Annotated in this window: 10 protein-coding genes; 8 read left to right on the forward strand and 2 right to left on the reverse strand. The window is 55.1% G+C overall.

Annotated features, from left to right (window positions below; all coding sequences use genetic code 11):
• The first annotated feature begins 56 nt into the window (after positions 1-56).
• The 5 genes from CUN67_RS07310 to flgL all read left to right on the forward strand — a co-directional run bounded on the left by CUN67_RS07310 (position 57) and on the right by flgL (position 5,575).
• Positions 57-767: a flagellar basal body L-ring protein FlgH gene (locus tag CUN67_RS07310; protein ID WP_084873875.1), complete on the forward strand. Its 711-nt coding sequence runs from the start codon at positions 57-59 to the stop codon at positions 765-767.
• A 9-nt stretch (positions 768-776) separates the two neighbouring features.
• Entirely contained in the window at positions 777-1,883 is a 1,107-nt protein-coding gene (locus tag CUN67_RS07315; RefSeq protein WP_084873876.1) for a flagellar basal body P-ring protein FlgI, read from the forward strand.
• Positions 1,883-2,824, forward strand: a complete 942-nt coding sequence (flgJ, locus tag CUN67_RS07320) for a flagellar assembly peptidoglycan hydrolase FlgJ (RefSeq protein WP_208714632.1) — start codon at positions 1,883-1,885, stop codon at positions 2,822-2,824. The genes CUN67_RS07315 and flgJ overlap by 1 nt, the downstream gene beginning before the upstream one ends.
• A gap of 120 nt (positions 2,825-2,944) precedes the next feature.
• Positions 2,945-4,591, forward strand: a complete 1,647-nt coding sequence (gene flgK, locus CUN67_RS07325; RefSeq protein WP_208714633.1) for a flagellar hook-associated protein FlgK — start codon at positions 2,945-2,947, stop codon at positions 4,589-4,591.
• Between the two features lie 21 nt (positions 4,592-4,612).
• Positions 4,613-5,575 carry a flagellar hook-associated protein FlgL gene (gene flgL, locus CUN67_RS07330; protein WP_208714634.1) on the forward strand — a complete coding sequence of 321 codons (963 nt, stop codon included), beginning with the start codon at positions 4,613-4,615 and terminating at the stop codon, positions 5,573-5,575.
• Between the two features lie 152 nt (positions 5,576-5,727).
• Here flgL and rne read toward each other — a convergent pair whose 3' ends face one another.
• Positions 5,728-8,991: a ribonuclease E gene (rne, locus tag CUN67_RS07335; protein WP_208714635.1), complete on the reverse strand. Its 3,264-nt coding sequence runs from the start codon at positions 8,989-8,991 to the stop codon at positions 5,728-5,730.
• Positions 8,992-9,565: 574 nt separating this feature from the next.
• On the opposite strand from rne, the gene rluC reads away from it, so the two are divergent.
• Positions 9,566-10,522 (forward strand): 23S rRNA pseudouridine(955/2504/2580) synthase RluC, encoded by a 957-nt coding sequence (gene rluC / locus CUN67_RS07340; protein ID WP_208714636.1) that lies wholly within the window; start codon positions 9,566-9,568, stop codon positions 10,520-10,522.
• 12 nt (positions 10,523-10,534) lie between these two features.
• Here rluC and CUN67_RS07345 read toward each other — a convergent pair whose 3' ends face one another.
• A complete protein-coding gene (locus CUN67_RS07345) occupies positions 10,535-11,116 on the reverse strand; it encodes a Maf family protein (protein WP_208717096.1) in 582 nt (193 codons plus the stop codon).
• Between the two features lie 143 nt (positions 11,117-11,259).
• Between CUN67_RS07345 and yceD the strand changes: the two genes are divergently transcribed.
• Entirely contained in the window at positions 11,260-11,781 is a 522-nt protein-coding gene (gene yceD, locus CUN67_RS07350; RefSeq protein ID WP_084873883.1) for a 23S rRNA accumulation protein YceD, read from the forward strand.
• A 14-nt stretch (positions 11,782-11,795) separates the two neighbouring features.
• Positions 11,796-11,966, forward strand: coding sequence for a 50S ribosomal protein L32 (gene rpmF, locus CUN67_RS07355; RefSeq protein ID WP_013508656.1), 171 nt, complete (start codon positions 11,796-11,798; stop codon positions 11,964-11,966).
• The last annotated feature ends 9 nt before the right edge of the window (positions 11,967-11,975 follow it).

Consider the following 11,975-nt stretch of genomic DNA (forward strand, 5'->3'; position numbering starts at 1 on the left):
TGTCTTTGGGCCAGCCTGGCTGGCCTGATTAAGAACATGAATAAGGTCAGAACCCCGTGGCGAAGCAAGTGATTCTCAAGCCTGGTCATTGGTTGGTGGCGTTATCGCTGCTGACATTAAACGGTTGTGCGCTGGTCCCACGCACGCCACTGGTACAAGGCTCGACAACGGCAGAGCCAACGCCTTCTGCGCCGCCGGTGGTCAATGGTTCGATTTTTCAGGGCGTTGCGCCGCTCAACTACGGTTATCAGCCGCTGTTTGAAGATCGCCGTCCACGTAATATTGGCGACACCCTGACGATTACCCTGCAGGAAAACGTCAGTGCCAGCAAAAGCTCCTCGGCGAATGCCAGCCGCGATGGCAGCGGTAGCTTCGGTCTGACCACCGTACCGACCGGGTTGAATGGTCTGGTCGGCGCGAGCGGCGAGAAAGTGGGTCTCGATGGCGAAGGCAAAAACGACTTCACCGGCAAAGGGGGCGCGACCGCCAACAACACCTTTACCGGCACCATCACCGTCACCGTCAATCAGGTGCTGTCCAACGGCAACCTGCGCGTGGTGGGTGAGAAACAAATCGAAATTAATCAGGGAACCGAATTTATTCGTTTCTCCGGTGTGGTTAACCCCCGCACCATCAGCGCCAGCAACGCGGTGCTGTCAACCGCAGTGGCCGATGCACGTATTGAGTACGTCGGTAATGGTTATATCAATGAGGCGCAGACCATGGGTTGGTTCCAGCGCTTCTTCCTGAACATCTCGCCGATGTAAGAGGTTACGATGAAAATGAACACTCTGCTGCGTCTGGGCCTGGGCATGCTGCTCGGTTTCAGCCTTATTGCGCATGCTGACCGCATCCGCGATCTGACCACCGTGCAGGGCGTGCGCGACAACCAGCTGATTGGCTATGGCTTAGTGGTGGGACTGGACGGTACCGGTGACCAGACCACGCAAACGCCGTTTACTACGCAAACCGTCAGCAACATGTTGTCGCAGTTGGGGATCACCGTACCGACCGGCACCAACATGCAGCTGAAAAACGTGGCGGCGGTGATGGTCACCTCTTCACTGCCTGCCTTCGCGCGTCAGGGACAAACCATTGATGTGGTGGTGTCGTCACTGGGTAACGCCAAAAGCCTGCGTGGCGGTACGCTGCTGATGACGCCGATGAAAGGGGTCGATAACCAGGTGTATGCGCTGGCGCAGGGTAACATTCTGGTGGGTGGTGCCGGTGCGGCAGCCGGTGGCAGCAGCGTTCAGGTCAACCAGCTGAATGGTGGCCGGATTACCGGTGGGGCCACGGTGGAGCGTGAACTGCAAAGCAACTTTGGTAGCCAGAGCACCATCAATCTGCAGCTCAACAACGAAGATTTCACCATGGCACAGCGTATCTCGGATGCTATCAACCGGGGTGGCTACGGCTATGCTCAGGCGCTGGATGCCCGTACTGTGCAGATTCGGGTGTCGCCAAACAACAGCTCGCAGGTACGTCTGCTGGCCGATATCCAGAACCTTGACGTTTCCGTACCGCTGGAAGATGCCAAAGTGATCATCAACTCACGCACCGGTTCGGTGGTGATGAACCGTGAGGTGACGTTGAGCACCTGTGCGGTGGCACAGGGCAATCTGTCAGTGACGGTGAATCAGCAGCAGAACGTCAGCCAGCCGAATACCCCGCTTGCCGGTGGACAGACGGTGGCAACCACCCAGACGCAGATTGATATGCGCCAGAGTGGTGGGGCACTGCAACACGTCAACGCCAGCGCCAACCTTAACAGCGTGGTGCGTGCACTTAACGCGCTGGGTGCGACACCGATTGATTTGATGTCGATTCTGCAATCCATGCAGAGTGCGGGCTGCCTGCGCGCCAAACTGGAAATTATCTGATGAGTGATACGCAATCGCTGATGAATGCGGCTTACGACAGCCGCTCGCTCAATGACCTGAAACGTGAGGCCAGCCTCGATCCCAAAGGTAAAGCCTTACAGGTTGCGAAACAGGTTGAGGGGATGTTCGTGCAGATGATGCTGAAAAGTATGCGTGAGGCGCTGCCGCAGGATGGCCTGCTGAGCAACGATCAAACGCGTCTTTATACCTCAATGTACGATCAGCAGATTGCGCAGGAAATGGGGAAACGCGGCCTCGGCCTGGCGGACACCATCGTCAAACAGATGCAGCCCGCGCAGGAACCGGATGAAAGTGCGGGTACGGTACCGATGAAGCTGGATAACAGCTTTATTGTCAGCGCCATGGCCCCGCTCCAGCTGGAGCAAATGGTGCGCAAAGCGGTGCCGCGTTTGCCGGTGTCACCGGGCAACCTGTCTGGCGACAGCAGCGACTTTATTGCCCAGCTGGCGCAGCCCGCCAAAGTGGCGAGTGACGAGAGTGGCATTCCGCACCATCTGATCCTGGCGCAGGCGGCACTGGAGTCCGGCTGGGGTCAGCGTCAGATTCTGACGCGTGACGGTAAGCCGAGCTACAACGTATTTGGTATTAAAGCCAGCAGCGACTGGAAAGGTGAAACCACCGATATCATGACCACCGAATACGATCATGGCGAAGCGAAAAAAGTCCGCGCCAGCTTCCGCGTCTATGGCTCTTATCTCGAAGCACTGACTGACTACGTCAAACTACTTTCCAGCAACCCGCGCTATGCGGCGGTCGCGAATGCGCAGACCGCCGAGCAGGGGGCACAGGCTTTGCAGGCTGCCGGTTACGCTACTGACCCGAAATATGCCCAGAAACTGGTGGGAATGATCCAGCAATTCAAAAACATGGGTGAAAAAGTCGTGAAGGCGTACAGCCAGGATTTAACCAATTTGTTCTGATTTTTTGCCTCAAGTTTCACTTAAGCACGCCGATAACCTTCATAGACCCTGGGCGTCCTGACGCCCTGGTAACCGCACTGATGACAGCCAGCCCGGTGAACGGGAAATTAAGGAACCGAGATGTCCAGTATAATCAACTCAGCGATGAGCGGGCTGAGCGCCGCACAGGCCGCATTAAGTACCACCAGTAACAACATCAGTAACTACACCGTGGCAGGTTACACCCGTCAGACCACCATTCTGGCACAGGCGAACAGCACCCTGACCGGGAGCAGCTACTATGGCAATGGTGTCAATGTGACCGGGGTGCAGCGTGAGTATGATGAATTCATCACCGCGCAGCTGCGTAGCGCCAGTGCCACCTATCAGGCGGCCAACACGCAATATTCGCAGGTTTCGAATATCGACGATTTGTTGTCAACCTCGACAACCAGCCTGTCCGATTCGCTGCAAAGTTTCTTCACTAACGTCCAGAACGTAGTCAGCAACGCTAACGATCCTTCTGCACGTCAGTCGCTGCTGAGTTATGCAGATGGTCTGGTAGACCAGTTCCAGTCCACCGCGCAATACCTGACCAACATGCAGAGCAGCGTCAATACCGATATCACCTCCAGCGTTGATCAGATCAACACCTATACCAGCCAGATTGCCGATCTGAATACCCAGATTGCCAAACTGACCACCGGTGGCGGTACGGCACCGAATGATCTGCTCGATCAGCGTGATCAGCTGGTGAATAGCCTGAATGATATCGTGGGCGTCAGCGTTTCCCAGCAGGATGGCAGCTACATCGTCTCCATGGGCAGCACCACGCTGGTAAATGGCAAAAACAGCGCCACGCTGGTGGCGATGCCGTCAACCAGCGACCCGTCCCGTATCACCGTCGGTTATGTTGATAAGCTGGCGGGCAACGTAGAAATTCCTGAGAAAACCCTGACAACCGGTTCGCTTGGCGGCCTGCTGGCATTCCGTTCTCAGGACCTGGACACCGCGCAGAATCAGCTCGGTCAGCTGGCGGCCGCGTTTACCACCAGTTTCAACGCCGTACAGACAGCCGGTTACGATAGCAACGGCGATCAGGGAACTGATTTTTTCACCATCGGCAGCCCGGAAGTGCTGAGCAACACCAAAAACACCTCCAGCGCAACCGTGACGGCCGCCTGGACCGATACCAGCGCGGTGAAAGCCTCGAACTACACCGTAAGCTATGACGGCAGCAACTGGTCGGTCACGCGTAACTCGGACAACGTCAGCGTCACACCGACACAATCCACGGATAGTAGCGGCAACACCACGCTGAGTTTCGATGGTCTGCAACTGACGGTAAGCGGTACGCCTGCGGCGAAAGACAGCTTCCTGGTTAAGCCGGTGCAGAACGTGATTGGTGGCATGTCTGTCGCCATCACCGATGAATCACAGATTGCTGCCGCAGGTTCTGCCACCGGTGGAGAAAGTGATAACACCAACGCCCAGAAAATGATGGATTTGCAGGACGCCAATCTGGTGAACGGCAACGCCACTCTGACTCAGGCTTACGCCAGCCTGGTGAGTACCGTGGGTAATAAAACCAGCAACCTGGAAACCAAAAGCACTACCCAGGAAAACGTGGTGAACCAGCTGAGCGATCGTCAGCAGTCAATTTCAGGCGTTAACCTCGATGAGGAATACGCCAACCTGACCAAATATCAGCAATATTACACTGCCAACGCACAGGTGCTACAAACTGCCAGCACCATCTTTGATGCGCTGATCAGCAGTATCAGCTAAGCAGAGAGAGGATAAATAACCATGCGTCTTAGCACGAATATGATTTTCAACCAGCAGGTGCGCGGAATCACTGATTCACAATCCTCCTGGCTTAAAGTGGGTGAGCAGCTTTCCAGTGGCCGCCGCGTCAGCAATCCGTCTGATGATCCGATTGCCGCTTCGCGTGCGGTGGTGCTGTCGCAGTCACAGGCGAAAAGCAGCCAGTACGCCACGGCGCGCAACTTTGCCAATCAGAGCTTGTCTCTGGAGGCAAACACCCTGCAAAGCATAACCAGCAGCATTCAGGATGCACAGACCCTGATTGTTCAGGGTTCAACCGGTACGCTGAGTGATGATGACCGCGCCTCGATAGCAACTTCTCTTGAAGGGATCCGTGCGCAGTTACTTGGGCAGGCTAATAGCAAGGATAGTAACGGCAACTACATTTTTGCCGGTTATAAAACGGATACTGCACCTTTTGACGATACCGGCTCAGGTGTTACCTATGTGGGCGGCACCACGGCCATTAGTCAGAAAGTGGACGACAGCCGGACGATGACGGTGGGCGATACCGGTACTTCAGTGTTTATGTCAATTACCAGCAACGCCAAAGCGGAGCCGGACGGTAGTGCCAGCGAAACCAACCTGTTCAATATGCTCGACAGTGCCATCGCCGCGCTGAAAGTGCCGCAGGACGATGCGGACGATGCCACCAAACAAACCTTCCAGGATGCGATGGATAAGACCAACCGTGGTCTGAGCAACTCACTGAATAACGTGCTTGCCGTGACTTCTGCGGTAGGGATCAAAATGGATAACCTGGACACGCTGGATGCGCAGGGCGATAGCCGCGATACCATTATGGCCTCGCAAATGAGTGACCTGGTGGATGTGGATTACACCTCAGCCATCTCCAGCTACACCATGCAACAAACGGCGTTGCAGGCGTCCTATACCGTGTTTACCCAAATGTCGAAGATGTCACTGTTCCAGCTTAACGCGTAACTGACCTGAAGATTTGAGCGTACTTAAACCGGGTGCGCTTGCTTTTTCCCACTGCCCTCAGGGGCCGTGGGATTTTTTTTGTCTGAGTTTTTGCTGATTGCGGGGCAATAAAAAACCCCGGACTGGCCGGGGTTGGTTACAGAGCTATTTGCTTAGACGCTTTCCGGTTTGGTTGCCGGAGCAGTAGACTGATGCGTGGCGCTATGACCGCCAGCCGATCCACGACCATCAAACTCGAACGGTGGGCGTACCCAATCGCTGTGGCGAACCGTTTCGGGTTCCCATGCCGGTGCCGGTGCTTTGGTCATCGGTGCTGAAGCGAAATGCTTCCAGCGGGTTTCCGCGTTATTCAGCGCGGCGTCACGTGCGGCAACCGGTGCCTGAGGTTCCACAACGGGTTGCTGCGGCACTTCTGCTGCGACCGGGGCAGCCAGCACTTCTTCCACCTGTTCGGCCACTTCTGGCGTCACTTCAGCAGGGGCAACGGCTGCGGTTGCTACGGCTTCGTCGACTTCAGCGGCAACGTCAATCACCGGCTCGGCCTGTGCCGCCGTTTCCTGCGCAACCACTTCATCTGCAGCGGAAATCACCGCCGGTTCTTCGTTGACCGGGGTTTCAATCGGGCTGGTGTCATCGGTATTCACCACAGGCACGTCAGTGTGCGGCTCCGGTTCAGCCTGATGTACGGCAGCTTCAGCACTCGGTTCCGCAACCACTTCCTGTGCCACTTCGACACTGGCAGGTAGCGCAACGGCGGCAGCGGTCTCTTCACGGCTGTAGTCTGGCGTCTCGTTTACCGCATCCTGAGTCACCAGTTCTTCATTGGCCTGAGCCACTGGATAACGTACCCAGACTTTACCAGAAGCCATTTCCGGCGACGCCGAAGCGGTAGCCAGCGGCATGGCAGATTGGGTCGGATAACGCTCATCACGATAACGACGGCGACGCTGACCACTGACGCGCAGGTGACGCGGGGAACGACGTGAACGGCGCGGCATATTGGCGCTGTCACGGTTTTCGCTATCATCCTGGTCTTCATTCACCGCTTCTGGTTCTTCTTGCTGCGGCGCACGCGGCGGTGTTTCAACCGGTGCTTCGCTAACCAGCGGCGCAGCGGTATCCGTCACGACGACGTTCTCGTCACCAAAGCGGACTTTCTGCGTCAGCTGACGTGGTTTACGACGCGGCATGACCTGAACGCGTTCTTCTTCCTGAGCTACGGATTCGTCAACGACATCAGTCTGAACGATCGGCTCAGCGGCTTTCTGTTCCTGCTGCTGGGCGCGTTTCTCTTCCTGACGACGACGCTGGCGCTCTGCACGCTGTTCACGGCGTTGCTGCTGCTGTTCTTCACGCTGCTGGCGAGCTTCTTCGCTCTGTACCGGGCTACGTTCTTCACGCGGCTCGTTCTGACGTTTGTTGCGACGGTTTTCCGTGGTCTCACGTGCTTCGCGAGGTTCACGCTGTTCACGTGGCTCACGCTGGTCACGTGCTTCACGTACCGGTGCATTCTCACCGTTGCGCGGTGTGCGTTCACGGCGGTTATTGCGACGGTTGTTGCGACGATCGCCACGCTGCTGAGTGTTTTCACCTTCAGCGGCTTTGCTGTCACTTTCCTGTTTCTCACTGGCCACAGGCGCTTCAGCAGGTGCGTCACCGACAAACAATTTCTTCAGACCACCCAGCAGACGTGCCATAAAGCCGGTTGAGGCTGCCGGTGCGGCGGCGGTTGCCGTCGCTTTGGCCTTCGGCTCGGCTTTCACCACTGGCGCGATTGTTTCATCTGCTTCAACCGGTGCAGGTGGTGCATCCGGCATCACAAAGGCGGCGAGGGCAGGTTGCTCAGGGCGACGACGCTCGGCCTGTTCTTCTTCCGAAGGCAGTGCCATTTCCGCTTCATGCAGCTTCGGCAGGTGATAACTCAGCGTCTGAGTTTCTTCGCCTTTGCGCACACGAAGTACGGAGTAGTGCGGGGTTTCCATCTGATCGTTCGGCACGATGATGGCGCGAACACCACCCTGGCGCTTCTCAATCGCACTCACGGCATCACGTTTTTCGTTCAGCAAATAAGACGCAACCGGTACCGGCACAATGGCATGTACTTCTTTGGTGTTGTCTTTCAGCGCTTCTTCTTCAATCAGACGCAGAATTGACAGCGACAGCGATTCGTTATCACGGATGGTGCCAGTACCGCTACAGCGCGGGCACACGTGATGGCTGGATTCACCCAGTGACGGGCTGAGGCGCTGACGAGACATCTCCAGCAAGCCAAAGCGAGAAATATGGCTGATCTGGATACGTGCACGATCCTGACGTACCGCTTCACGCAGACGGTTTTCCACCGCGCGCTGATGGCGAACTGGCGTCATATCGATAAAGTCGATAACGATCAGGCCGCCAAGGTCACGCAGACGCAGCTGGCGAGCGATTTCGTCGGCCGCTTCCAGGTTGGTATTGAACGCCGTCTCTTCGATATCACCGCCACGGGTGGCGCGTGCGGAGTTGATATCAATCGCCGTCAGTGCTTCGGTGCTGTCGATAACAATAGAACCGCCGGATGGCAGGCGCACTTCACGCTGGAAGGCGGATTCAATTTGCGATTCGATTTGGTAGTGGCTGAACAGCGGGATTTCACCGGTGTACAGTTTGATTTTGCTGCTGAAGTCCGGGCGACCCAGGGCAGCGATATGCTGACGTGCCAGCTCCAGCACTTTCGGGTTATCGATAAGAATCTCACCGATATCCTGACGCAGATAGTCGCGGAAGGCGCGAACAATCACGTTGCTTTCCTGATGGATCAGGAAGGGGGCTGGGCGGTTTTCTGCGGCTTTTTTGATCGCTTCCCAATGTTTCAGGCGGAAGCTTAAGTCCCACTGCAGCGATTCGGCAGATTTGCCCACGCCCGCAGTACGCACAATCAGACCCATGCCTTCCGGCAGTTCCAGGGCTGATAACGCTTCTTTCAGTTCGGTGCGATCATCACCTTCGATACGGCGTGAAATGCCACCCGCACGCGGGTTGTTCGGCATCAGCACCAGGTAACTACCGGCCAGCGAAATAAAGGTTGTCAGTGCTGCACCTTTATTACCGCGTTCCTCTTTATCAATCTGAACGATAACTTCCTGGCCTTCACGCAGCACATCTTTGATGTTGGGACGTCCGTGCGCATTGTAATTAGCGGGGAAATATTCGCGGGAGATTTCTTTCAGAGGGAGAAAACCGTGACGCTCAGCGCCGTAATCAACAAACGCAGCTTCGAGGCTAGGTTCAATACGGGTGATTTTACCTTTGTAGATATTGGCTTTTTTCTGTTCGTGTCCGGGGCTTTCGATATCCAGATCGTACAGACGTTGACCATCAACCAGGGCAACGCGCAACTCCTCCTGCTGAGTTGCGTTAATTAACATTCTTTTCATCTTGACTTACTCGTTATTCTCTCATGAGTGACAAAGCTGCGGGCATCGTTACCCTGGACGAGAATCAACCGATGGCCCCGTGTCATTAATGCACTGACGTCAACCTCACGGTTGTCGGCGGCTAAAGGGGCGCAAATCTTGTCGGTGGCCTGTTTTTCATAAGGAAATCCAGCGCCTGAAGGTGGAAGTGCTACGCGAGTATTCAAAAATCCACACATCCCAGTCTGTCGTCCTGGCTGCAACCCGCAGCCCGCTAAGTGCCTGATTTAACATTACGTCTTACGCCATTGCTGCGTGTCCGTTCAATCCGGCAAAATGACTTATTTCGCTCTTTTTCCAGCCTGAATCTTTCCAGGACAGAAACCCCTGCATTATTCCATTGCTAGCCTTCATATAGCAAGGCGACTTTTGCCGAGCTGTGAAGTTTATTCATCCTTAACCTGTTCATTTGCAGGGTTAATCATCGCCGTGCTGAAAAAGACAACATTTCATCCGTTTCAGCAAGCTGACCAGAGAGAGTTAAGCACAGAAAAAGGGGTGGCGCTATCCAGGGACACTATTTAGAATCGCCGCCATGAAAACTGAGAATCCTGGCGTACATTTTGTCGCCATCACGGCTGAAAACGCCGGTCAACGAATTGATAACTTTTTGCGTACCCAATTGAAAGGGGTGCCCAAAAGTATGATTTATCGCATTTTGCGTAAAGGCGAAGTGCGGGTAAATAAAAAGCGCATCAAACCCGAATATAAGCTGGAAGAGGGTGATGAGGTGCGAATTCCGCCGGTGCGCGTGGCGGAGCGCGAAGAACAGGCATTGTCACCTAAGCTGGAAAAAGTGTCTTCGCTGGCGGACGCCATCCTCTATGAAGATGATTATTTGCTGGTGCTGAATAAACCTTCTGGCACAGCGGTGCACGGTGGCAGCGGCCTGAGCTTTGGCGTGATCGAAGGATTGCGTGCATTGCGCCCGGAAGCACGCTTCCTTGAACTGGTCCATCGACTGGACCGTGACACCTCCGGTATTTTACTGGTGGCGAAGAAACGTTCAGCGTTACGTTCCCTGCATGAACAGCTGCGTGAAAAGGGCATGCAAAAAGATTACCTGGCACTGGTGCAGGGTGACTGGCCTTCGCACCTGAAAGTGGTCCAGGCACCGTTGCTGAAAAATATCCTGCAAAGCGGTGAGCGCGTGGTGCGCGTCAGTGCGGAAGGCAAACCATCCGAAACGCGTTTCAAGGTAGAGGAACGTTTTGGTTTCGCCACCCTGGTAAAAGCCAGCCCGGTAACCGGTCGTACCCACCAGATTCGTGTTCATACACTGCATGCGGGTCATCCTATTGCGTTTGATGATCGCTACGGTGAACGTGCGTTTGATCGCCAGCTGGCACCGACCGGGCTTTCCCGCCTGTTCCTGCATGCCGCAGCGCTGACCTTTACTCATCCCAACACCGGCGAGACACTTCGCATGGAAGCGCCGCTTGACGGCGCTCTGAAGCATTGTCTGGCGCAGTTACGCCAGAAAAAGGCGTAACCGTGGCAGGCATCAGCTCAATGGGTTGATGCCTGCCTGACGCAGCATCGCATTAAGTGCAATCAGCGGTAAGCCAATCAACGTATTGGGATCGCGCCCCTCCAGTCGTTCAAACAAACAAATGCCGAGACCTTCGCTTTTGAAGCTACCTGCACATTGCAAAGGTTGCTCTTTAGCGACGTAAGCGGCGATTTCCTCCTTACTGAGGTCACGGAAATGCACGATAAAAGGTTCACAGAATAAAAATTGTTGTGCGCTTTGCGGCTGGATTAACGCCAGCCCGGTATAAAAGGTGATGGCCTTACCGCTGGCGGCAGCCAGCTGACGTCGGGCGTTCTCCGGGGTATGCGGCTTACCGGTTATGTTGCCATCCAGCACGCAAACCTGATCGGAACCAATGATCCAGCGATCCGGATACTGATCGGCCAGCGCCTGGGCCTTTGCCCGCGCCAGCCGTTGCACCAACGCTTCTGCCGTCTCGCCGGGGAGCGATGTTTCATCGGTATGCGGCGCTGCGCAGATAAAAGGCAGGCCGAGTTTGCTTAATAAAGCCTGACGGAATGGAGAAGTTGAGGCTAAAACCAGCGGTGTCATCATTTTTTTGCAGAATAGATAGCGTAAAGGTGACAGTCATTTTAAACTGTGCGCCGCACTGGATGCGACTAACGGGTGAAAGATGCTGTGAAACGGCCTTTTTCTTTGACTCTATGACGTTACAAAGTTAATATTCGCGCCCTATGCAAAAGGTAAAATTACCCCTGACGCTCGATCCGGTACGCGCTGCGCAAAAACGCCTTGATTATCATGGTGTTTATTCACCTGAATTGGTGGCGCGCGTGGCCGACTCGGTCGTGAGTGTGGACAGTGATGTGGAATGTGCCATGTCGTTTGCGGTTGACAACCAGCGCCTCGCCGTTCTGCAAGGAACAGCGGATGTGCAGGTAACGTTGTTATGTCAGCGCTGCAACCAGCCGTTTCCGCATCAGGTCCACGTAAGCTATTGCTTCAGTCCTGTCTCCACTGAGGAGCAGGCGGAGGCACTGCCGGAAGCCTACGAGCCGGTCGATGTCGATGATTTTGGCGAGATTGACCTGCTGGCGGTGATTGAAGATGAAATCATCCTCGCACTGCCGGTGGTTCCGGTGCATGATTCTGAACACTGTGAAGTGTCCGACGCGGACATGGTCTTTGGAAAGTTGCCTGAAGAGGCAGAAAAACCAAACCCATTTGCCGTATTAGCCAGTTTAAAGCGTAAGTAATAGGAGTAAGGTCCATGGCCGTACAACAGAATAAACCCACCCGTTCTAAGCGTGGTATGCGTCGTTCTCATGATGCTCTGACCACCACCACCCTGTCTGTAGATAAAGTTTCTGGTGAAACTCATCTGCGTCACCACATCACTGCGGATGGTTACTACCGCGGTCGCAAGGTAATCGCTAAGTAATTCTTGCGG

It is taken from the genome of Pantoea cypripedii (assembly GCF_011395035.1).
GTDB lineage: Bacteria > Pseudomonadota > Gammaproteobacteria > Enterobacterales > Enterobacteriaceae > Pantoea > Pantoea cypripedii_A.

Excerpts from the sequence above, each read along its gene's own strand:
- CUN67_RS07315 (WP_084873876.1), top strand. The coding sequence starts at position 777 with ATGAAAATGAACACTCTGCTGCGTCTGGGCCTGGGCATGCTGCTCGGT.
- flgJ (WP_208714632.1), top strand. The coding sequence starts at position 1,883 with ATGAGTGATACGCAATCGCTGATGAATGCGGCTTACGACAGCCGCTCG.
- flgK (WP_208714633.1), top strand. The coding sequence starts at position 2,945 with ATGTCCAGTATAATCAACTCAGCGATGAGCGGGCTGAGCGCCGCACAG.
- flgL (WP_208714634.1), top strand. The coding sequence starts at position 4,613 with ATGCGTCTTAGCACGAATATGATTTTCAACCAGCAGGTGCGCGGAATC.
- rne (WP_208714635.1), bottom strand. The coding sequence starts at position 8,991 with ATGAAAAGAATGTTAATTAACGCAACTCAGCAGGAGGAGTTGCGCGTT.
- rluC (WP_208714636.1), top strand. The coding sequence starts at position 9,566 with ATGAAAACTGAGAATCCTGGCGTACATTTTGTCGCCATCACGGCTGAA.
- CUN67_RS07345 (WP_208717096.1), bottom strand. The coding sequence starts at position 11,116 with ATGACACCGCTGGTTTTAGCCTCAACTTCTCCATTCCGTCAGGCTTTA.
- yceD (WP_084873883.1), top strand. The coding sequence starts at position 11,260 with ATGCAAAAGGTAAAATTACCCCTGACGCTCGATCCGGTACGCGCTGCG.
- rpmF (WP_013508656.1), top strand. The coding sequence starts at position 11,796 with ATGGCCGTACAACAGAATAAACCCACCCGTTCTAAGCGTGGTATGCGT.